This is a genomic window from Butyrivibrio sp. TB (genome assembly GCF_900110805.1).
In the GTDB taxonomy this organism is placed as follows: domain Bacteria; phylum Bacillota; class Clostridia; order Lachnospirales; family Lachnospiraceae; genus Butyrivibrio; species Butyrivibrio fibrisolvens_C.
Map to the genome: position 1 here is coordinate 1 of NZ_FOER01000039.1, position 22,183 is coordinate 22,183.

At 35.6% G+C, this 22,183-nt stretch carries 27 protein-coding genes and 1 pseudogene; 7 read left to right on the forward strand and 21 right to left on the reverse strand.

Annotation, left to right across the window (positions count from 1 at the left end; translation table 11 throughout):
- A partial coding sequence (locus tag BMX21_RS19495; protein WP_177173930.1) for a hypothetical protein occupies positions 1-199 on the forward strand: 199 nt, incomplete at its 5' end.
- A gap of 128 nt (positions 200-327) precedes the next feature.
- Here the strand turns inward: BMX21_RS19495 and BMX21_RS18105 are convergent.
- The 4 genes from BMX21_RS18105 to BMX21_RS18120 form a co-directional block, all read right to left on the reverse strand.
- The gene (locus BMX21_RS18105) at positions 328-585 is read right to left on the reverse strand and encodes a hypothetical protein (protein ID WP_143057293.1); all 258 of its coding nucleotides are present in this window, start codon (positions 583-585) and stop codon (positions 328-330) included.
- 229 nt (positions 586-814) lie between these two features.
- On the reverse strand, positions 815-1,831 hold the full coding sequence (locus BMX21_RS18110; protein ID WP_092046642.1) for a glycosyltransferase family 8 protein: 1,017 nt from the start codon (positions 1,829-1,831) through the stop codon (positions 815-817).
- A 22-nt stretch (positions 1,832-1,853) separates the two neighbouring features.
- Positions 1,854-2,900, reverse strand: a complete 1,047-nt coding sequence (locus BMX21_RS18115) for an acyltransferase family protein (protein ID WP_092046646.1) — start codon at positions 2,898-2,900, stop codon at positions 1,854-1,856.
- Between the two features lie 29 nt (positions 2,901-2,929).
- Positions 2,930-3,973 carry a glycosyltransferase family 8 protein gene (locus BMX21_RS18120; RefSeq protein ID WP_092046650.1) on the reverse strand — a complete coding sequence of 348 codons (1,044 nt, stop codon included), beginning with the start codon at positions 3,971-3,973 and terminating at the stop codon, positions 2,930-2,932.
- A gap of 338 nt (positions 3,974-4,311) precedes the next feature.
- On the opposite strand from BMX21_RS18120, the gene tnpA (BMX21_RS20235) reads away from it, so the two are divergent.
- Entirely contained in the window at positions 4,312-4,620 is a 309-nt protein-coding gene (tnpA, locus tag BMX21_RS20235; RefSeq protein ID WP_143057294.1) for an IS66 family insertion sequence element accessory protein TnpA, read from the forward strand.
- Positions 4,621-4,944: 324 nt separating this feature from the next.
- Here tnpA (BMX21_RS20235) and BMX21_RS18130 read toward each other — a convergent pair whose 3' ends face one another.
- The 7 genes from BMX21_RS18130 to BMX21_RS18160 form a co-directional block, all read right to left on the reverse strand.
- Entirely contained in the window at positions 4,945-5,481 is a 537-nt protein-coding gene (locus BMX21_RS18130) for a hypothetical protein (protein ID WP_092046658.1), read from the reverse strand.
- 164 nt (positions 5,482-5,645) lie between these two features.
- Positions 5,646-6,299 (reverse strand): RloB family protein, encoded by a 654-nt coding sequence (locus BMX21_RS18135; RefSeq protein ID WP_092046662.1) that lies wholly within the window; start codon positions 6,297-6,299, stop codon positions 5,646-5,648.
- Positions 6,290-7,537, reverse strand: coding sequence for an AAA family ATPase (locus tag BMX21_RS18140; protein WP_092046666.1), 1,248 nt, complete (start codon positions 7,535-7,537; stop codon positions 6,290-6,292). The genes BMX21_RS18135 and BMX21_RS18140 overlap by 10 nt, the downstream gene beginning before the upstream one ends.
- 24 nt (positions 7,538-7,561) lie before the next feature.
- Positions 7,562-8,065, reverse strand: coding sequence for a hypothetical protein (locus BMX21_RS18145; protein WP_092046670.1), 504 nt, complete (start codon positions 8,063-8,065; stop codon positions 7,562-7,564).
- Positions 8,066-9,073, reverse strand: a complete 1,008-nt coding sequence (locus BMX21_RS18150) for an AAA family ATPase (protein ID WP_092046674.1) — start codon at positions 9,071-9,073, stop codon at positions 8,066-8,068. It lies immediately after the preceding gene.
- A gap of 95 nt (positions 9,074-9,168) precedes the next feature.
- A complete protein-coding gene (locus BMX21_RS18155; protein WP_092046678.1) occupies positions 9,169-10,281 on the reverse strand; it encodes a pepsin/retropepsin-like aspartic protease family protein in 1,113 nt (370 codons plus the stop codon).
- A 182-nt stretch (positions 10,282-10,463) separates the two neighbouring features.
- Positions 10,464-10,808: an ATP-binding cassette domain-containing protein gene (locus BMX21_RS18160; RefSeq protein WP_330390282.1), complete on the reverse strand. Its 345-nt coding sequence runs from the start codon at positions 10,806-10,808 to the stop codon at positions 10,464-10,466.
- Positions 10,809-10,979: 171 nt separating this feature from the next.
- On the opposite strand from BMX21_RS18160, the gene tnpB reads away from it, so the two are divergent.
- Positions 10,980-11,339, forward strand: coding sequence for an IS66 family insertion sequence element accessory protein TnpB (gene tnpB, locus BMX21_RS18165; RefSeq protein ID WP_092046687.1), 360 nt, complete (start codon positions 10,980-10,982; stop codon positions 11,337-11,339).
- A 100-nt stretch (positions 11,340-11,439) separates the two neighbouring features.
- Here the strand turns inward: tnpB and BMX21_RS18170 are convergent, their stop codons facing one another.
- From BMX21_RS18170 to BMX21_RS18180, 3 genes are all read right to left on the reverse strand, one after another.
- A complete protein-coding gene (locus tag BMX21_RS18170) occupies positions 11,440-12,558 on the reverse strand; it encodes a hypothetical protein (RefSeq protein ID WP_177174111.1) in 1,119 nt (372 codons plus the stop codon).
- Positions 12,533-12,910 (reverse strand): hypothetical protein, encoded by a 378-nt coding sequence (locus BMX21_RS18175; protein WP_092046695.1) that lies wholly within the window; start codon positions 12,908-12,910, stop codon positions 12,533-12,535. Before BMX21_RS18175 ends, BMX21_RS18170 begins: the two co-directional genes overlap by 26 nt.
- Before the next feature lie 101 nt (positions 12,911-13,011).
- Positions 13,012-13,353 carry a hypothetical protein gene (locus BMX21_RS18180; protein ID WP_092046698.1) on the reverse strand — a complete coding sequence of 114 codons (342 nt, stop codon included), beginning with the start codon at positions 13,351-13,353 and terminating at the stop codon, positions 13,012-13,014.
- Between the two features lie 80 nt (positions 13,354-13,433).
- Between BMX21_RS18180 and tnpA (BMX21_RS20240) the strand changes: the two genes are divergently transcribed.
- Both tnpA (BMX21_RS20240) and BMX21_RS18185 read left to right on the forward strand, forming a co-directional pair.
- Positions 13,434-13,769, forward strand: a complete 336-nt coding sequence (gene tnpA, locus BMX21_RS20240; RefSeq protein ID WP_442857325.1) for an IS66 family insertion sequence element accessory protein TnpA — start codon at positions 13,434-13,436, stop codon at positions 13,767-13,769.
- Positions 13,770-14,113: 344 nt separating this feature from the next.
- A complete protein-coding gene (locus BMX21_RS18185; protein ID WP_092046703.1) occupies positions 14,114-14,707 on the forward strand; it encodes an IS66 family transposase in 594 nt (197 codons plus the stop codon).
- A gap of 297 nt (positions 14,708-15,004) precedes the next feature.
- Here BMX21_RS18185 and BMX21_RS18195 read toward each other — a convergent pair whose 3' ends face one another.
- Positions 15,005-16,003, reverse strand: a complete 999-nt coding sequence (locus BMX21_RS18195; protein WP_092046706.1) for a hypothetical protein — start codon at positions 16,001-16,003, stop codon at positions 15,005-15,007.
- Between the two features lie 572 nt (positions 16,004-16,575).
- On the opposite strand from BMX21_RS18195, the gene tnpA (BMX21_RS20245) reads away from it, so the two are divergent.
- The gene (gene tnpA / locus BMX21_RS20245) at positions 16,576-16,767 is read left to right on the forward strand and encodes an IS66 family insertion sequence element accessory protein TnpA (RefSeq protein ID WP_442857326.1); all 192 of its coding nucleotides are present in this window, start codon (positions 16,576-16,578) and stop codon (positions 16,765-16,767) included.
- Positions 16,768-16,975: 208 nt separating this feature from the next.
- Here the strand turns inward: tnpA (BMX21_RS20245) and BMX21_RS18200 are convergent, their stop codons facing one another.
- The 6 genes from BMX21_RS18200 to BMX21_RS19505 form a co-directional block, all read right to left on the reverse strand.
- The gene (locus BMX21_RS18200; protein WP_092046709.1) at positions 16,976-17,719 is read right to left on the reverse strand and encodes a DUF5677 domain-containing protein; all 744 of its coding nucleotides are present in this window, start codon (positions 17,717-17,719) and stop codon (positions 16,976-16,978) included.
- A 94-nt stretch (positions 17,720-17,813) separates the two neighbouring features.
- Positions 17,814-17,942: a hypothetical protein gene (locus tag BMX21_RS19885; protein ID WP_278305263.1), complete on the reverse strand. Its 129-nt coding sequence runs from the start codon at positions 17,940-17,942 to the stop codon at positions 17,814-17,816.
- A 193-nt stretch (positions 17,943-18,135) separates the two neighbouring features.
- The gene (locus BMX21_RS18205) at positions 18,136-18,498 is read right to left on the reverse strand and encodes a hypothetical protein (protein ID WP_143057295.1); all 363 of its coding nucleotides are present in this window, start codon (positions 18,496-18,498) and stop codon (positions 18,136-18,138) included.
- A gap of 164 nt (positions 18,499-18,662) precedes the next feature.
- Positions 18,663-19,265: a hypothetical protein gene (locus BMX21_RS18210; protein ID WP_092046716.1), complete on the reverse strand. Its 603-nt coding sequence runs from the start codon at positions 19,263-19,265 to the stop codon at positions 18,663-18,665.
- Positions 19,265-19,495 (reverse strand): hypothetical protein, encoded by a 231-nt coding sequence (locus tag BMX21_RS19500; protein ID WP_027206638.1) that lies wholly within the window; start codon positions 19,493-19,495, stop codon positions 19,265-19,267. Before BMX21_RS19500 ends, BMX21_RS18210 begins: the two co-directional genes overlap by 1 nt.
- A gap of 14 nt (positions 19,496-19,509) precedes the next feature.
- A complete protein-coding gene (locus tag BMX21_RS19505; RefSeq protein ID WP_177174113.1) occupies positions 19,510-21,249 on the reverse strand; it encodes an IS1634 family transposase in 1,740 nt (579 codons plus the stop codon).
- 420 nt (positions 21,250-21,669) lie between these two features.
- Between BMX21_RS19505 and BMX21_RS18220 the strand changes: the two are divergent.
- Positions 21,670-22,183: pseudogene (locus BMX21_RS18220) on the forward strand (IS21 family transposase); the annotation flags it as partial.

Consider the following 22,183-nt stretch of genomic DNA (forward strand, 5'->3'; position numbering starts at 1 on the left):
AAAACAGCAAAAAGAAGTTTTAGTAAAGACAGCGCAGGCTATGCCTAAATCAGATGCTATGGACAGGCTAATAAAAGAGCTACTTGGCGACAGACTTCTGGAACTTAGTAGATATGTGATGCTGGATACGCTAAACAGATCCATGACAATAGACAAAACAGCACTTATAGATGCTGGATATACGCTAATAACTCATTAATGGGCGGGTCAATTCACAGTGTAAAAATCGGGATTTAGAAATAAATCTGACCCACCTCTAAAATCGCTAGTTTTGATTTTAAGGTGGGTCAGATTTAAGTATAAAAGTGGGTCAATTTTACTTGACAATCAACAGCCGGCCATAAACGCCAATATTTGCTTTAACGACCGATTACTATTCTGATATGCTTTATACAACTCTTTCTTGATGCGTTCGTTCCTCACGCTTTTCCGGAACGCATCCATAACTTTCTTGGCTTCGATTTCCTGCTTTGTTGTCTGAAGCTCCAAAAGCTTGGCGGACAATGCATCGCATTTTTCCTGAACCTTGGCAAGTTCAGATTCAACCTTTGATATTTCTGTTTCTATGGATGATATTGATCTCATACGTGGCATGTTATTGTTGATTGTCAAGTAAAATTGAAGTACATAGGCACCTCCATTTAGTGTAACTATTACACTAAAGCAATACCACATATTCGATTGGTTCGCAAGCAAAAGCCTTATTTTATGGGGTTTTTGAGGATTTTTTCGTCGTTACACTTAGTTAGTGTAACCCACATAGGAAGTTCACATTAAAAGATTTGGTCATAAAAATCGTTCAGATATTAAAAGCTTACTTTTTCAAATATTGCTTTTGAATCCATTTTTTTAAACAATATCCTGAAATAATACCATTAATAAAAGGAATTAAAACCTTATACATGATATAGCGAATCTTTACAGAACTATTTGCATTAAAATAGCTATTGTTATAATCATCTTTTGAATAAAAAGCATTTTGTTCATAGTAGCCCAAATATAACCTTTTCAATGGATGATTACTGTTATGATACCAAGGTCTTATAAATGATGCTCCGCTAAAATGAATAATAGCGGGATTATTCATTGCTTCTTCCCAAGCATTTCTATCATAATAATGCCTTTCATCAAGGCTATAAGCACTGCAAATAGAGGCATATGTCTTATACATGTAATTAGGACTTTGAACATTATACTTCAGTGGAAGTTTATAAATCTCATCCCCTAGCACAACATTCAACAAATCCTGATCTGGTAGAGGATAATCGCTTCTTACATTTTGCATATGACTTATAATCCGTTGCCTGCACTTTTTATCTCTCCATCTCGCAATATCAAAAAGGATAACACCTGAATTATAATAATTATTATCCTGCTTCATATCCAATGATTTAACATATTCACGCTGGGTACAATCTACTGCCATGGATATGACACAATCATCAGAGAGACTTACATTATAAGCTTCTTCAATACCAGCTACTATAAGAGTATCACAATCAATATATAAAGCCCGGTCAACACTTGCAGGTAACACATCATCAATAAAAAAACGTGCATATGCGGTAAAACTCATCTTACCTTCATAATTAAATCCTACAGAAGTATGTTTCCTCATCTCATCTGAAAATGATCTTATATCTATAAACAATATATTCCTTCCGTATTTCTGAGAAATCGATTTTAACTTATCTTTATTAACATCTGATATTCCGTCATCAAGAATATAAACACTAATTATATCAACACTTTTATTGCTTATAAATAAGGATTCCATTGAAACCCCGGCCAAAAAAGCATAATTATCATCTGATGCATAAACTATATTCATTAATTATATTTCCCTTCAGAAATCAATTAAACGGCTTACATAGCAACCTGTTAGCCATAGCACTTGTGCTAGTAATCACAGAAAAAATAAGCGTACAAAATATACACATCGCTGTATATAGCAGAGAACATAACACAGAATACCCATACACACCGATTGAACGCAAAGCTTCTATAACAATTATCACTATAAACTGTGCAAAATAAAATATCTGACTATTCTGACATATGAAGCACAAAATACTGTCTATAATGCCTGATTTATTACTATCATTGCCGCAATCATCACTATTTTTATATTTTATAATTGAACCATTATCTTTTATTTGCAATATCAAATATACCAGAGATAGTATCAATCCTGCTCCAAGAACAGTCAACACCATAAGTAAAAGAAGTTCGGTCCCTATACTACTTTCACTTTGGGCATTAACTTTACCAGTTATGATTACAACTAGTATCCAAACACCTACATATGCCAATGCGTTAAATATCGCCTTCCAAACATTTATCGTCCATGTTGTGCCGATCATAAATATAATAACATAGGCAAGTATTTTGCCAATTGAAGGATTTTTGTACATAAGAAACGCTATAACTATTATTAGTAGCAAAAATAGAATACTTCTTGTTGGAATAATACCTTCTTTCTTAGTGACTTTAGAACTTAGCTCATAAAGAATTATAGCAAAACATAATACTGGAAAATACCACATATTATGAGCCGATAAATCGATTTCTTCCAAAAGGGTTCTTTCAATTCCCAAATAAGAATGTACTATAACACGAAATAACACAAGAATAAATATATATACGGCAGAACAAATTAGTAAATTCAACAATTTTCTAATTCTGTATGTTAATTCATGTTTGATAGTATGGTTCGAATACAGATAACCGCTTATCATCATAAATGTTGGAACATGTGTCGTAAAAAAAAACAATATACAATCGTTACGAACATTAGTATCAATCTCCATACTTCCCCACGTATGATATAAGATCACCAAGATAGCAGCTATTGCTTTGGAATATGTTATATACTTGATATTATTTTGTGACTTCCCCATTTAAGCATTCTCTCTTATATAGTTATTGATCAATTATAAATCTGCTTTACGTCATCAGAATAACTGTCATGATAAGGATACAAAACTGAATTCATGAATCCATAACCATGCCTGAAAACTATAAAAACCCACTCTGCCATTCCTTTTGGAAGATGTGTATATAAAAATCTCAGGAATTTCTCCTTACTTCCCATATTAGGAGAAGGATATTCATCAATATTGTTCCACGGGTTCTGCTCCTTACGACAATAATCCCACCACATCTTTTTCAACGGATGAAGAGTATTCTTCTCATGAGGTCTAAAAACAAATGTCTGTGGAATATGTATTATCTCAGGATGCTCATATGCTTCCTTAATATCTTCTTTAGTCATAACTGGTGCATTATTGAATCTGACTTTATTACGCCATTCAAAATAATAAGTAATTCCATAAATATTATATTTCAAAGGCAGTTGTGCCATATCATTCTGAAACTCTGTATTTAAAAGTCCCTGATCTTTTGAACCATATATATCACCGTACTTTTTGATTCTGGAGATCAAGCGCTCTTCACAGTTCTTTTCACGCCATTTACTGAGATTGAAGTAAACCATCTCAGCAACACAATATCTATGTGAACGTTTAAATCTGCGCTCATAAAGCTTTTCAGACCAGTTCATTGCAATTGGATGACCTTCAAAATCAAAGTCGATGAGTTCATGAAGATCACCAGTTACCAGAGTATCTGTTCCGATGCTAATGAGCTTGTCTACATCTGTATTCTTAAAATATCTATCTATAAGGATTTTGTAATATGTAACATAATTATTCCTATGTGCAGGAACCCCCCATGATATTATCTCCTTTTCCCAAGAAGATGCATCAATAAAGGTAATCTCTGATTGTATATTGGGAAAATTATTTTTTAGAATATAGAATTTATTTTTATTCTCCTCAGACATATCTCCTGAGGCTATATAGATATTGTAAAAATAGTCCTTACTAGCATTAGTATATAGAGACGTAATTGCAGTCCCAAGCATGAAGGCAAAGTTATCTCCACTTTGGAAATATACATTTATTCTTTTCATTTTTTAAAACATCTCCAATCTCTCTTTATAAAACGCCCTGTATATAATACCACACTAATGAAATGTTATCTCATAATCATATACCAGAATTATTCACAGCCTAATTACATAGCCGCATAACTACCATATTTAAACTGCATATTTAACACCAATGATCATTCAAGCCGTAGTTCTCACTAGGATGATGAAAATCTTCTACAGGCCATTGATGATTCTTGTAAAATCCAGACAAGGTTCTTGAATTATCCTGACACGCAGTAAATCCTCAACCATAAGAACCTGTTAATGCTACCATATCCATGCGATGATTTCCCTAATACATTTAGGAAGGTTTTTTCATGAATACTACACAAATAGTTCATCAGACAAATCTTAATAAGTGGGCTGACATAATCCGTGATCAACAGTCTAGTTCTTTGACTGTAAAAGATTGGTGTTCACAGCATCAGGTATCAAAAGATCAGTTCTATTACTGGAAGCGTAAGCTTAGGGATAAGTTTGTTGAATCCCAGCTTCCAAATATTATCCACATCTCTTCTCAAATTTCGGAACCGTGTTGCACAAGTTGTACAACTGATGCAACAGTTCCAACTCCTTCTTCTTCAGAACCAGAGTGTTTACCAGCTTCGCCATACCCTTCACCATGATCACAAAGCCGTATCAATACTCATCCATCTTCCGGATATTTCCTTTGCTAAAATACCCTCTGTCCAGGATGAATCCGATGTTCTTATACCCGTAGCCTTTTGCCTTCCCAAGCATGAATTACAGCTGGGATATATCAGCTATGCTACCGAGATAAGTCTCGTAAAAGAGTGGTTTTGCGTTCTTTGTGTCATAAGCGATGGAGTAGTTGAAGATCGGTGCCCCGAAATCAACCTTGGCTTCTCCGAACTCCACCATCTAGATGTTCCCGGTTTAACTGTTCTTATTCGTTGAATCATACGAAATATAGATTTTTCTCTCTATGATCACAGGTTGAATTCCAAATCCTTGCCTTCAAACTGTCTTTCCAATAGTTCAGGGATTTTGTACTCTTCCAGGCTCTTCTGGATCACAATGTACGTTCCAATCTTAAGGCAACTGCTGCGATTCGAATTGAAATTTTCCTCTGGAAGTTCTACTTCCAGAAAGTAAATCAGGAAGTTCTGGTTCGGCACCATCATCCCTTTATCCACTTTCGAGAGTTTCCCGATGATCATTCTCTTCGGGATGATGTACTGTCTGTCTGGGTAGTATTCACGACCAACTTCATAGTTAACGTAGATGGCATCACTCTTTTTCTTCGTGATTATCTTGCCCTTTTCATCCGGTACTTCGACGAGAAAATCCATGCCATCTGTTGCCTCATCGCACTTGCCTATGGTAGTTGCTTTGGGTACTGTGTAATGCTTTTCAGAACTGTAATTCCTGTCGAAGGTGTAGTAAACATACCTCACACCCTTGATCTTTTTTACTGTGCCCCCCTCGTTTTCAAGCGGTATCACCACAAGATACTTTTCATACATGGCAGCCTCCATAGAGAATTAATTATCTCTCTATGGAGGCTGCCATGTTTATCACTCAAAATCAAGCTAAGCCCGCATAAAATCTGGGTTTTTCGATTTTACGTACCCTCATTTTGGCTGCCGAGAGTTAATTATCGAGGAAGTTTACAAATAATGATTCTGTTTTAGAGCTTACTATTATCCTTTTTTATCTCACTCAAGTAATGCACAAACTCAAACACATTAGAATATGGATTGCATTCATGAGAAAACAAATCACCATGTGCTTTACTTTGTTCCCTATGCAATATTATTGACTCTTGAATTGCATTTTCTCTTTTATCCAAAATCAAATCAAAAATATCTGTTGTCTCTGAATAGTTAGGTATATCTTTTTTTACTAAACTCTTTATTAGTTTTTTTATCTCTTGGGCAGTTTTACCAAAAGGAGGTTTCCTAAAATGCATAACAAACCAAATTTCAAAACAAGGATTCGAAAAAATGCACTCCAATCCTTTATGTTTATATCCTCTTACTAAATCTATTGCCTGTTTAATATTAGGATTAGAAATGGGATCAGAATCAAAAACACAGTAGCATCTATCTCCTAATTCAATATCTACATCATTTCTATCAATAAATTCTTTTGCATACTTTACAATTCCAACTGCATCTGTATGATCCGTTTCTAAGGGAATGACAAAAATACCTTTCTTTCTGTTATCATAGTGTTTTAAGTAAATTTTCTCAGTACAACCTTCAGCAATAATATAAATGTTGCAGGGTTTATCCTTATTTTTTTTGCCTTTTACTTCTTCCCCTCGTTTTCTCACCCCCATAATTCCCCCTTAATATTTGGAATTGCACCATATCGACCTTTAAGATAACCAAGCTCTATATTATCTTTTTCTCTAATAATATAGTCATCCAACAGTTTCACATATGTCCCACCATTTTCATCCTTGTCAACCAAGTATACTTGTTCAGGGGACAAAATATTTAAAACAGAACTATCATGCGTACTAAATATCATCTGAACCTTACCTTTATTACGTGTATCATTGTTAAAAAGATTTATATAATATTCTGTTAATTTAGTATGATAATTTCTTCCCATCTCATCCTCAATAATTAGTCCCCCTCCGTCTCTAAGATATAAATACTGTGCAATATCATTTATTACATCTTGCGTACCTGATGAATCATCTGTCAGTTCTAGTGTATATTCTTCACCACATGCAGATTTATGAGTAACACAAATAACAGGAGTATCTTCAGGAATAGACTCCGGCACAAATTCGCTTTCTCCCATAAGCTGTCCAAAAAAAGTTGCAAGAGCATCTCTTTGTTGTTTTTCCAACCTCCTGTTTTTTATAAACAAATCAGAAATATTAAAGTCTGCTTTTGATAAGCTTTCCATCAGAATATTCTTTAAATCATCATCATTCAACACTTGTTCAATTACCTTGCTCGTATTCATATCACTATACTGCCTAAACATTCTTTCAAACCATTTATACACTGGTTTTACTCTTTCATATCCCCACTCTGCTGCTACTGATAAATAGAGCCTATTTGAATTAGTTTTTTTAGAAATATCAGATTGAATACTAATATCAATTTCCTTAAAATCGTATTCCTCATTTCTAGTCGACTTTCGTTCAAAGAGTGTTACAGGTCTTTGTGAATAATATGCTAAAAGGTACTCTTCCATAACTTGAATTGAATTAATTGAAAACCCATAGACATATTTAACTCCATCCTCAATAAAAATATACTCGAACGAAGTAGAGTCATTTCTGCTTGCAGAATCTAGCATGAATGGCTCAACATTTATCCTTGCTGACTCTTTTCTTTTTATTGTCAGATTAATAAACCTAATAGAAAAAAATAACGAATCCAAAATATTGCTTTTTCCACTAGCATTTGGCCCTATCAATCCAATAGTTTTATATAGTCTTGTTTTTTCCTCATTGACCAGCACCTTTTCATCTGTCTCGTTCACAAGTGAAGAGAAATTAATAATGACTTCATCTTTTATCGACTTATAATTTTTAACCGAATATTGAATTAACATCTTTACCACCTATGTTTTTAATACTTATCTTTCCATCAACAATCCCTTACTCATTGCTTGCGTATCGTTAATAACCAATACTTGTGGTCTCCAAAGCACATTCATAGTCTTACGTCCTGAAATCTTTTTCTGTAATTCATCCCTAATCGGAATAAGCCACTCCTTCTTAAATCCATGTATCACCAGTAAAAAGACCAGTTTTGTATCATTTATATTCACTGAGCCTATTTTTGTTCTCAGTCCTCTTTCAATCCAGACTCTTTGAAATATTTCCAAAGAATCTACAAACTTATCAAATATCTCATCCAAAAACTCTTGAAATCGTTCCTGACCTCCTTTGCCCTCAGGATTCGGTGCGGAGGATTTCGCTTCCACAAACAACAGGTTGTCATCCTTATGAAGAATAAACTCTACAGACGAAATTTGCTTAATGCAAATGGTTTTGTATATATCAGATTCCTCTATATAGAATAACTCTTCATCATCATAATTACCAAACACCATATTGGATTCTTTTATCTGAACCACTCAAAGCACCTCATCAACTTCTTCTTCATAAAGCCTTACTGACTGTTCAATTATGGGATTAACTGGCATACCTTCTTTAAAATCATGTACTACGAAATCTTTCTCTTGGGGCATAATGCACTTTATACATGATTCCTTATCCTTCAATGCCATCAAGTGCATCTTTTTGATTACAAAATATGAATGACTTGATATAAAAAACTGCATTTTTGATTGCTTAGTCAATTCTTCAATAATATCCAAAAGCTTTATTATTGCATCTGGATGCAATCCTGCCTCCAATTCATCTATAAAAATAATTGAATCATTTGATATATACTCATTGTTTAGTAGTCTTTCCAGCATACCTAGCTTTCTGATTCCATCAGATGCAGTACCAATGGTATATTTAATCCCATCTTTTACATATTGCCATTTGTTACTATTCTCATCCAATTCTATCGAGCCGCCCATCATCTTCATTAAGCCATCTCTAGGCGTCTTCATCATTATCTCAGAATTAGCTGGCATTAACTGCAGAGCTCTTGCCAAATCGTACTGAGAATCGTCAAAACCAAAGACCTTATCTATATCACGGCTTCTCAAAATAATTTTCTGGATTGAAAACACTTCTCTGGCAGGAATGAAAACAGAATTATAATTCAGTTGTCCTATATTATTGTCTGCATCATTAATAGCTACCGTGGCTTTTTTACCAAATTTAATGCTAAAGGAGGAATGATTATCTTCTACAAGCACATTGCATGTAGTGGAACTATTATTTACAAGTTCTCCCAAAGCATCAGCCTGAAAAGTCCAACGAAGTTTGTCCGCTATGATATCATTAACCCTTCTGATATCGTCGCCTTTACCATATTCCTCAGCAGTCTTATGTATCGCATATAAGGCCTTTAATAAAAAGGATTTTCCTGCACCATTTTCTCCTATTACAAGGTTTATCTTTCCAAGATCATCAATTTTGGCATTTTCAATAGGGCCAAGATTTTCTATTTCAAATTTATTAATCATATATTGCTCCTAAAGGTTAAATTTTCTCACCACAAGAAAGCTCTTCAAATGTTATATTATGGCCTTCACGTACCAGTCTATCTAATTCCATTCTATCAACCGGAATCGGATTCCATATGCTTAAGCTGTCTAACATACTCTATAATCTTTTCATTTATATAAAGGAGTTTCTCAACTGCATCCCTGTACGTCTTACAAGCCTCTTCACTCTCCACAGTCCCATGAAATGACTTATTACGTACTTTTATAATTCCTTCTATCATTTTCTTATCTATTACAGTATCCTTACCAAATCTGCTATACTTTTTAATGTTCATCCATTTAAGAATATTCAACAATTTTTGGGCTCGTCCAGTATCATTCATCTGCAATAAACACTTTTTAACCCCTGATAATATATTTTTCTTTTTCTCGGGCGATATCTCTTTATCAATGGTCTTTATTATATTCTCAACTTCAGTTGCTGTAAGATATGTTTTAGCTCCATTATGATCAGCATATTTCTGTTCACAGAATTCTATCATAGCAAATAGATGAAAAAACTTACTCTTTACTTTTTCTATCCCCAGCGCTGAATAGTATTCATTTATTAGAAACTGCAAATCATCATCTGCTTCCCCAAGCCACCCCTTAATATCAATCTCGCTTTTAGATATTGAAGTCGTAGCTAATCTATAAACACTATCGCACATATAAACACGGTCTTCAATGTATAATTCTACAGCATCTCCATTATCCTTTTTTAAAGAATTAAAACGTGCTTCTTTGTATGGGAGATATTCGTCACGATTCCATTCTGCCCTACTCCAATTTGGTTCAACCCTCGGCTGATACAAATGCCTGTTTGAATTATGTTTAATTATCAAGAGGCTAAGCTCCTTGCAAAGCTTGTTTACAATTTTTTCCGCATACTGTCTTGCATACTTTTCATCATCAACCAAAAGGCCATCAATTTCGCATGTAAAATACGGATCCACAGAATCGTTTAGAACTGATGCCATTTCTCTACCTTTAACCTGTCCAGTAGTAGTGAATAAGCTTATCGTTAATGTATCTTTAAAAACATATCCATCATGAGATCCTGAAATATCAAAAGATTCAGTAATTCTATCGTCAAGCTTAAATCTCGACTCCGAGTCCGGATTAGACGAGTTTATATCAAATCTATTGTATGCCAACGGTATTATTATACTGTATCTGAATATCATCTGCTAAATCTGCCTCCTTTGAAGCCAGCTCAAAGATTTTCAGTAACCAATTCCACGCATCCTCATTCTTTCTTCCAATATTTGTCGCCACCTCAGGATCAAGATCTATTCCACAATGCTATTCCTTGATAGTTATTATTCTATTGCAGTAGATTCGAATCGGCATAGTTGGCAATCATCTATTACTTGTCATTCAAAACTTCCTGTTTATCCCTTTTTATTGTCTTTCCATCCTTGATCTCGTAAACTTCATCACATCCGGCAATAGTTGAAAGTCTATGCGCAACGATTACGAGTGTTTTATGACCATGAAGCGCATCTATTGATTCCATTACTGCCTTTTCTGTTTCATTATCCAACGCACTTGTTGCTTCATCCAATACTAAGATATCGGGATCATTATATAATGCCCTGGCAATAGCAATTCTTTGCCTCTGACCACCTGATAACATGACTCCTCTTTCACCAACAAACGTATCAAGTCCATCAGGAAGAGAATTAATAGTTTGTTGAATCCCAGCTTCCAGATATTATCCCCATCTCTTCTCAAATTTCGGAACCGTATTGCACAAGTTGTACAACTGATGCAACAGTTCCAACTCCATCTTCAGTAATCATATCAATCAACAGTATTTCCATTGAGATCACCGAGAATACATCTTAGCTTTTGCTTGCAAAGATTATAAAGGTAGTGCGCAATGCATAAAGATGTTGATTTTAATCACTTCCACTCTGTCTATGTCGTTTGTGACCGAACCGATATACGCTATGGAATAGATTCTCTAGCTGCTATTATTGAAAAAAGATTCAAAGTAGATCTCTTTGTTCCTAACACACTGTTTCATTTCTGTGGAACATCCGCTTCCAAGATTAAAGGACTTTTATGGGAAGGAGATGGTTTCCTTTTGCTTTACAAACACGTTGAGCAGGGGCATTTCTCCTGGCCCAGGAACAGTGACGAACTCAGAAAGCTTCGCCCAGAGCAGTTCAAATGGCTGATGCAAGGCTTTGCTCTTGATTCGGTCATTCACGACATAAAACCCAAATTTTCTGCCTGATTAATTATTTAATTATTGTGCAAAACAGAGATTTTAATCCCGGTTTTCTTCACCCTTTTTAAGGTGCTGGCACCTAAATTGTACCAAAAACTAACTCATTCTAACTATTTTTATCAAGCTCTATATTCATTTCCATATGCAGAATTCGCCTGTTAGTTACCACTTGAAGTTTGTTCAAATTTGATTTAGCCAATTCCGACACTTGACTATCCATCTTTTTTTCTTGTCCATAATCAATTAGACTTCCATTTTCACATCCCAGTATATTCTCCACAGCATTTTCATCTGTTTGTGGTATATCAAACGTATTTTCCCACTCTGGTTGCGTATTTACTTTGTGTTCCCTATACATTAAATATGCTAAAAAGCCAACCATGGGACCCGTAACCAAAAATGCAATCATTACCGGACTATTCTTTGTAATGCAATTCAACTTAATCTGTTTATTTGCTTCCTCTCCATTTTTATACATTTGGTCATAGTTTATTATTTCCACTAAATGTCCCTGTTCTTTATATACCCCGACAATTGGTCTATCAAACCTATTAAATGTATAATTGAATCTTTCTTTACTCTTAATATTATTTTTTTCATACTTAGAAATTGCTGTTTTACGGCATTTTTCCACTTTTCTACTTATTTCGTCAATAATACTCTGTAACTTTTTATAATCTGGAGTTAAATATCTTTCAAATGTATTATTTACTTGTTGTTTCACTCCATCAGCTAATATATTGTATGCATATTCTACATCATAATCAAACAATGCTAGATACGCATTCGCCAAGTATTCATTTCTAATTCTACTCCTCAAATGTTTATTTACAATAGAATTCAGCTTCTGATACAATTCAAAAAGAGAATTAATTTTACATATATCCTCATTAGGTTCCATTGAAATATATTTCCCTAAACTATACATTTTTACAGCATCATTTTCTCCACAGAAAACATTACCCTTCTCATAATATGTTCTATAGTTTGTTGAAATCAAAAAGGATTTATCCGTCACAAAAATGTTTTTCTTTTCAACGCCTTTACATATTAAATCATTTACTAATGCTAATATAACAAATTTATTATTTACCATTGTAATAGTATCCAAGGTTCTAGTTATCTGCCAATTCGACATATTAATATCAGATACACTATTTAACGTTACTTCATATGTTTCCTTATTCGAATACATATTTTTATCCTCTCCTACTCTTTTTTTCATCTTTCCATTTTATTTCTGATGCCCATTGACCTGCAAATGTAAAAAACAAAGCTAGAAGCAACAAAACATTAGTATCAAATATTTTCATTATTTTCTTTGCAAATTCAATGTCTTTCAAATTAGGGAACATAACTACAACTAATAACGCCACAATTTCTAATAAAAAAATAATAATCGTTGTCACCTTGCTCTCTTTTGAAAATGTATCTATTGACATTGATACACTTAAAATAAGGGCCGCAAATGTAAATGCAAAATTTGTTTCACTTGATATATCAACAATACCAATCATATACATAAAAAGCATAATGATTAAAACTATCATAAATGCAAGTCTATATTTATTATTCATTTATACTTGTCATCTCCTTTTCATACTGAGAATAGATTAATCATTCACTTCATTGTATCCAAATATAAACGCACGAAAAACACATGCATGCGTTTATTCAATCAACTCATAATATGCCAACCGTCCATTTCCAACAAGCTTAATACGACCCTTATCAGATATTTTTTCAATAAACAATAAACTTGCAATGGAGTAACATTTAATAGTTCTACAACATTATCTCTTGTAATTTTTCCATTTTGCTTTTGTATTAATTCCATAATCCATGCTTCATATTTCACTGCAGCAATACCTGTCTGACGAACATGTCCCACAATATTATCTTGCTCTTTGTACACCTCGGAATTAAGTATATAAAAACGAACTTTATTATTACCACTAGCGTCAACCAAACCGGCTTCAACCAGCTTCTCAACAACCGCTTTAGGTAAATCCTCAACCATAAGTACCGGTTAATACTATCATATCCATGCGATGATTTCCCTAATATATTTAGGGATGTTTTTTCAATAATACTACACAAATAGTTCATCAGACAAATCTTAATAAGTGGGCTGACATAATCCTTGATCAACAGTCTAGTTCTTTGACTGTAAAAGATTGGTGTTCACAGCATCAGGTATCAAAAGATCAGTTCTATTACTGGAAGCGTAAGCTTAAGGATAATTTTGTTGAATCCCAGCTTCCAGATATTATCCCCATCTCTTCTCAAATTTCGGAACCGTGTTGCACAAGTTGTACAACTGATGCAACAGTTCCAACTCCTTCTTCGGTAATCATATCAATCAACGGCATTTCTCCTGGCCCAGAAACAGTGACGAACTCAGAAATCTTCGCCCAGAGCAGTTCAAATGGCTGATGCAAGGCTTTGCTCTTGATCCGGTCATTCACGACATAAAACCCAAATTTTCTGCCTGATTCATTATTAAATTATTGTGCAAAACAGAGATTTTAATACCTGTTTTCTTCACCCTTATTAAGGTGCTGTGCACAGCTTATCACGGCTATATATCATGCTTATATAGCCATGACAGGCTCTACACGGCGCTTTTCTTTTTTGTTTTCACCATCTTTTTAAGACCTTCTATATCGCCTTATATTAATTCCTATTAATAGGCATTTTCACCATTTCTTTTCTTAGCGAGATTCGCCTTAAAACCGCCTCTTTACTATAATTACTATAGTTTTTAGGAGACGATTTTTATGCTGCAATTAACAGAGGAACAACTTAATAAAGAAGCTCTGGTTATCATTGCTGCTTCTATGCAGAATCAGCTCGATACTGCCAATGCTCAGCTTGCTGATACAAATCGCCAACTTGAGATTCTCACAGAACAGATCCGCATCATGAATCATCGTCAGCATGTTCTTCAGGACAAAGTCGATGCCTATTTTGAGTGGGTAAAACTCAAGTACAGTCAGGTTACCCATAATAGTACCATCGATAAAGCTCTGGCTTACAGCATAAATCAGGAAGAATATCTTCGCAAATTTCTGACCGATGGAAGAATCCCTATGGACAATAACTACGCAGAACAGGCTATACGCCCCTTCACCATCGCCAGAAAGAATTTTGTGCTAATGGAATCTGATAACGGAGCAAAAGCAAGTGCCATGATATTCTGCATTGCTGAAACAGCTAAAGCTAATGCCATAAACACCTACGAATACTTCAACCTCTTACTATCAGAGATCCCAAAACATCAGGATGATAAAGATACTAAGTACCTAGATGCCCTTCTTCCCTGGTCAAAAAATGTCCAAGACAAATGCCCAAGCAGATTTAAAAAGTCTTAAATTTTCAATGTGCATATATATGTATCCAAATCCCTGCAGCAATGCGGGGATTTTTGATATCAGGTACTCATGGATGAGGACTTATGGAGATACTTTATCAGCTATTGGAATAACAGGAGGATATGTACCTCCCATAATGGTCTTTCTCCTATAGTCAAGAGAAAGAAATACTATGATTCATTGGCAATGGCTGCATAATAAAACAGGTAACTGGATGTACGAGTAATAAGTGTAAAGTAATATTGACAATATCATATCTTAATAAGCGGCTGACATAATCCGCGATCAACAGTTTAGTTACCACTCTTTTTTAACTTCAACTGCATTCAACTTAAACAATGGACACCTAATCCCACCATTTGTGCCCTCAACAATATAGGTTGGTACTCCAGCACTATAATAAACCAATTTCGCTTGCATACTTTTTGCTATTTCATATAGAACATTCATCACATCAGCATCAGTGGCAGTTGTTCGCAGAATAGATCTATTAACAATGATAATATTTTTTTGCGATGTTATCTGAATCCACTCATCTTCCATACACTCATTATATTCTGAATAGACTGGCTTAAATGTCTTCTCTTTAACTATACCATCACTTATTTTCAGCATGATAACATGATATGGCTTCTCTCTGTCATGTAGGAAATTGGATAAATAACAGCGTATATTATTTCTTATATAAACAAGTGAATAATCATCATGCTCTATCTTGTTATAATGTCTCTTTCTCCTTCTCAACTCCCTATTTATAGCTTCAACATCAACAAACACAGGCGTTTCTGCGCTAATTTTCTTGTCAAACTGCAGTCTTCGATATTTCTTAACATCATCTATAAATTTGTCAACATCCAAAATATCGTCATCAGAGAATCTAATCAATTTAGAAACTTGGTTACCTATACCCAAGTTTTTAATATAACCTTTTGTAATAAGCTTCACGAACACAATTCGCTTATTTTTGTCCACAAGCACAAGTGCAACAGGGTTCAATGTTGTTCTTCTTATTACAGCACTAAAAATCTTTATATCGCATGAATATCTATATTGATAATCTGTTACCTTTTTGTAGGAATAGTCGCTCGGAAGTGTTTTAATCTGTACCTCAACAGTAATAATCTCCTCATTCTTTTCTATGATAGAAAGGCTGCCATCAAAATTGGGTCTCTTATCCTGTTTTGCGAAATAAGTTTTTATTTTCTTGTTGGCTTCAAATGCTTCTATAGCAATATTGATTGAAGCCGACTCTTTCCAGTCGTTTTCCGTGATTTTTCCAAGTTTCGGTTTATTCATATTTATTCAACTCTCTAAAGCTATTCTCCATCAACATGAAAGCACTTTATCTGTTATTTCATGTCATAAACAGAACCATCTTTTCAACAAAACAATTATGGATTTCACTTCTATAGTCTTGTCACATGCCGAATAAGTATATTTATCTCTCTTTAGCCACTTCATTTTTTATACGTACAAAGCCACAACTAGTTAACTGGATATTCTAAAAAATTACTTTTTATACTATGAACTTACGTATAACTGGAATAGTTTTTAATATCACAGCCACCAACAACGATCCTCCAAAAACAATTATACTAATTAGTGTATGCTCAACAACCGGCTGATTTTTCAGCCGATGTTTTCGCATAAAATATAACAACAATTGTACCTTGAAAATATCAAAATCAATTTTTGGAACAAAGAAAGCCTTAGTAGGCTATCCAGGTTCATTGGTAAATCCTCAACCATAAGTACCTGTTAATACTACCATATCCATGCGATGATTTCCCTAATACATTTAGGGAGGTTTTTTCATGAATACTACACAAATAGTTCATCAGACAAATCTTAATAAGTGAGCTGACATAATCCGTGATCAACAGTCTAGTTCTTTGACTGTAAAAGATTGGTGTTCACAGCATCAGGTATCAAAAGATCAGTTCTATTACTGGAAGCGTAAGCTTAAGGATAAGTTTGTGACCCAAAAGGGAAACTGTCCTATCTGCGGATCCAAAGGTAAGTGTCACGTCCATACATGCTACACCAGAGTAATGACTTAATTCATTAACGGTCCCCTTACTATTGAGAACCAAAGTCTAAACTCTCGAAGTTTTCAATGTACAAGGCTGTGACTTTTTAGTCATGTCCTTATTTCAAAAGTATCAGAATATTTCCTGAAATAAACCTTCGATAGCGTACTATCGGACATCCAAAAAGGATATTCCTCTAATAAATCATCTCTTCACCTTTCACGTTTTCTCACACGTCTTAATTAAATAATGTCCACCTTGTATTAGCAAAAACTTTATATATTACTTGTTCATTTATTTCCGGAACTACAGATCTAAGTCTATTTTTGTGTGCATACATTATTTCCATCAAATAATTAGCAACAATATACTTGTTGCTGTCATGGCTAACCAAGTAATAGTCTATACTATTTATATTGTTACTAATGAGTTTTTGGCATTTTAACAAACAACTTTGCATCAATTCAATAAGACACTCTATCCATAGACTTGTCTCCTGCACTACTGCTCCCATATTAATATAAAAGAGATCTGATGCTACAGGATTTTGCTGAGCCTGAGATGTTCCGTGAACGTAATTTGAATACAAAGAAAACACTTTTCGCCCTTCATTTCTAATTATGTTATCATCAATTGAATCATCATATGATATAAACTTCAGCTTAGTATAATACTTATTGAGTCTATCCTTTTCTGGCATACTACTCTTGTTATAATAATCATCATGTATTTTTATCAAAAGATTAGTATCATCATTGTCAATCGCTATTTTCGCCCAAACCAACTGTTCATATACTTGTCTAAACAGAGCGTTAGCTGACCCATAATATCCATTTTCAATAAGCACTATAATACTTTCTATACACAGACAACTCCTGTACAATGCACCAAATGATACCAGTTCGCCCATAGGTTCTATTTTATCCATCCCAATATCATACTTAAATATAGATTCTATTTCTTTTATAGCTCGTTTTTTCATTTTAATATCATGAAGTATTTTTTCTCTGCCTCTATATCAATTGGATTGACAAATTTTTCCCATTTCTTCATATATCACTTAATCCGACCAAATCTCAAACGCTCTTGATAATCCATAACATAATATGCCTCAGTGCCTCGTATTCAAGCCTTATACCTTTTACGATAAGTACCTGTTCGATATCGTTGCCATCCTTGTTGGCAACGATTAACTTATAATCCATTAACACATCGTCCAGCATCATTTCAACAAATCAGCTTGCGCTCATATTAACGTTCAGTTAGAATCCATTGCCGCCATTTTGCTAAAGCTAACGCCATTATAATAATTATAGATAGATCTCTAGTTTTGTATTATGTAATAAAAACATTTATCAAAAATGTTCCATTAGTTGTTTATTACTTTTAAAATTCGAATCATGAATCCTTCTCCAACTTCTTCTCCTTAGCAATATATATCGGCCTATTCTTAACCTCCATATATATCCTAGCCAGATACTCCCCGATAACCCCAAGAAGCAATATGATCACGCCGCCAAGGAATAGTAACAGCAATATAATAGTAGTCGTATCCTGCCATGGGCGAGCACCTGTAACAGACATTACATACAACCTGATTGCATATACAAATGATATACCTATTACCAGAAATCCCAAATATATAACTGCTCTTAGCGGCGTAGTTGCAAACGCAATGATACCTGTCTTAGCATAATTCCACAGGCCTCGATAGTTCCACTTACTGTCTCCATCGGCACGCTCAACACCATCATTTTCCACGATTTTTCCGACTAAAAGTCGTCTTTTGTCTCTTACCAACCTCTTCTGAACTTGGGTTCATATCCGTCATCTCTACCATCTCCATTGCATGAGATGACATTGAATCCATTTTTCTTTGCCCAGGCTTTCACATCATATTCCAGTTCAAAATCTTCAACCACCGGTTAGTAATAATCATCGCAGGTGCAATACTCTTCAAATTCATGGTCGAGGTACTTACATAGTTCCTTTTCATAAAACTTATAAATCGCATCTGCCGTAACAAATGGATTCTTTTTTAGCATACTCTTCAGACCATCTGTTTTCCCGGCTTCCTTAGTCGGCTTCAATACCATGTCCGCATCATAGTAGCAGTCCACTGTACCATTCCCTGCATCCCAGACAGAGTATCCTTCCCATCTGAAAGTATGCTCCTGTTTCAGGAACTCCGATAGCCCTTCACTGTCTTTTGCTTTCCACTCTGTCTTGTTTCCTTCCGAATAAAGTACACAGAAGATCTTTGACAGCAGATCCGACATCTTCTTGTTGAAACAGCATTTCTTCTGTATAGCCTTTGATAGTTCCTCAGGCTCACAGCCTTTCTCTGCATCGCTCACAAGCCCGTTCACCAGAAAACAAAGCATCGCAGCAGTAACCGCGTTGTCTGCTCCCATATATCTGTTCAGTTCTTTATAAGCATCATAAGGTTTCTCCAAAAGATACTCGGGTCCGTTTTTATCTATAAGTTCCTTCAAAAGCGTGACAATTATCTCTGTCTGATCAGTCATCATTCTGCCTCTTCCTGGCCGGAGCCAAGAAACTCCAGTACTTCCTCATATGTCTTATCGCTCTTTAGGATTGCCTTTACAAGTTCATCCCTTCTGAGCGCATCCCGTTTGTCCAACAGATCACTAAGTCTTGCAAGAGCAGCATCATACTGTTTCTTCGTTCTGCTCACCTGTTCCTGTGCCTTCTCTATCTTAGTTTCAAGTGCATCCATCGATGTCATTCTAGCCATATCATCACCCTCCATCAGTCTGCCATCTCAAGCATCTTGCTTATTTCCTGCGCCCTGTATTTTACATTTGCATCAGTAAGTCCAAATGCCTTGAGTATTGTCTTTTGCTTCGCTGTTATTGCATGGTCAAATCTGTATACCCCATCAAGCTGACGGGACATTTCGATTTTATCCAGCTCTCTTATTGCAGCAGGAACTGTCATGTAATTAGGCTTGGTAGCCATTTCCTTCATCTCATCCTTGAGATAGTTGTACATACGGTTTCTTATTATCAGCGCAACAAACTCGATGAAGATCTTAGATGTAGCTGATTCATCAGAACCAATCCTTAAGCAGTGATTGCCAAGGAAAGTCTTGTCTGATAAAAACAGTTTCTCGGATGCATCCCTCCCTTTATAGATTTCCAGCGCTTCCTTTGCTGTCATCTTTTCTGATGTGACAATAACAAAATATCCGCAAAGCTTAAGTTCCAGCTCTATAACAGGCATCTTTTCTTCAAAAAACACAAACTTCCTTGCTGAACTATCTGCTGTGTCCTTATCTTTCTTTCCAGTCTTCTTTGCATTCTCGTCATAGTGCAGTTCAAAGTATGTTTCCATTCCAGGTCCAAAATCCCTGAACTGATTTATATGACTGTTAAGAAAAGCCGTAAGCTGATTTATCTTCTTCTCTACGCCGGTACGTTCATCTGCTTCCAACGATGAACTGTGATACAGATGTATGTATCTTGGCTTTTTATCTGTCCCAAATAGTTTCTTCTCAATGGTTTTCCCATAGACCTGATAAGCAGGTATATTACACGATCTGCTCGTTTCAAATGATCCCTTATTCTCTAGCACCCATTTCTGTACAAGATCAGCCTTGCCTTTAAGCATCATGACAAAACTGTATCCGCTATCTTCAAGCTGATAGATGTTATCCTTACTAAAATATCCTCTGTCAAGAACAAATCCTATCTTCTTATATCCATAGCCCTTAGCCTTTTCCACAGTGCACTGGAACTGTGACATATCATTGATACTGCTGGGGTATATTTCGTAAAAAAGCGGCTCCCGGTTCTTTGTATCATAGGCAATTGCGTAGTTAAAAATATCCGTCTCTACATTTTCCTTTGAATGACCGACTTCTACTATCCTGAGGTCTCCAGCTTCACATATCTTAGATGTTGAATCGTATGAAAAATATATCCTCTCCCGGTGATTCCTTTCCGCATTCCAGTCGTTCTGGAACATGACACTAGTATCTGCATCCATAGTATTGAGGAACTCGCTGACTTTTGAATCACTATATATCCTCATACCTTCTGAAAAGAGAGGATGACTATAGGCATACGCAGGATAATGCTGGGCACGGTTATCTTCCTCAATAATTGAGTATGCCACAAGATCAAGAAACAGCCCCACATCCTTCCACGGAAGATATCTCCCTAGGATCTCAGTGAGCTTATATTCATTAACTATCTTCCTGATAACAACCCATGTACCGATCCGTAGCCCACAACTCCTTGATGATCTGTCCCTTTCTTCTGGGAGCTCAGTGTCAGGGAAAAACTTGATGAAGTTTTCATTTGGCCGCATTATACGCTTATCTTCATCAGCAAGCTTTCCTATCGTTTTTCGCTTTACATCTGTATACTGCTTCTCAGTGCTATAGACTCTGTCATACTCAAACTCGACATATGTTGTGTTGCCTTTCGTCCTGAAAGTTATCTTTCCCTTTACCTCAGGCACCTTCACATAAGCATCCAGATACATGTGTTTTCCTCCTGTAGTTTTAGTCGAAATTCCTACTAAATTTATTCTACCACAGGAAGCCATTTTCGGCAACAAAAACCAGGCTCAAACGCGCATTTTTACTGAGTTTTTTCGATTTTCAAAGTGCTTTTTTTGAGGCGGAATCCCTTTTAGTCGGAAATCCTATGGAAATTCAGGATATCTCTGTCTAATCTAGCGTGTCTTTCTGCAGGTGTCACGTAATTTATTCCGCTGTGACGATGCTTGTTATTATACCATGAATAATCTGGGGCTATTTGAGCCACCTGTCCGGTAAAAGTGAGCCACCATTCCGTTTTGGTGTGAGCCACTCTACCGGTGTCATTGAGCCACTATCTTGATCTAACTAAAATGAATATATGCGCGTTATTGCGTAAATTCATTTTAAGGAGGGTCAAGTTTATGACCAAATATCGAGAAATCCTAAGACTTAAAAGTCTGGGATTCAGCGAACGGAACATTGCTCTATCAGTTCCATGTTCGCGAAACACTGTGTCCAAGGTTGTAAAAAGCGCAGAAGAAAAAGGAATCTCCTGGCCACTACCTGAAGGCACAACTGATGCAGATCTGGAGAAGCAGCTTTCCTCATCACCGGCATCAGTAACCACTAAGCGAATGCCTGATTTTAACTACATTCGCAAGGAACTTCTGAAGAACGGCGTTTCCAAGAAGCTCCTGTGGACTGAATACATGGAAGATTGTCGCCAGGCTGGCGAAGAACCTCTTATGTATTCCCAGTTCTGTTATTATATCCAACAGGACGAAAACAAGCGTCGTGCTACCATGCATATCAACCGAAAGCCCGGTGAACAGGTTGAGGTTGACTGGGCTGGCGATACAGCCGAGCTTGTTGACCCGTATACTGGCGAAATTACCGAAGTATATATCTTCGTTGGTGTAATGACATACAGTCAGT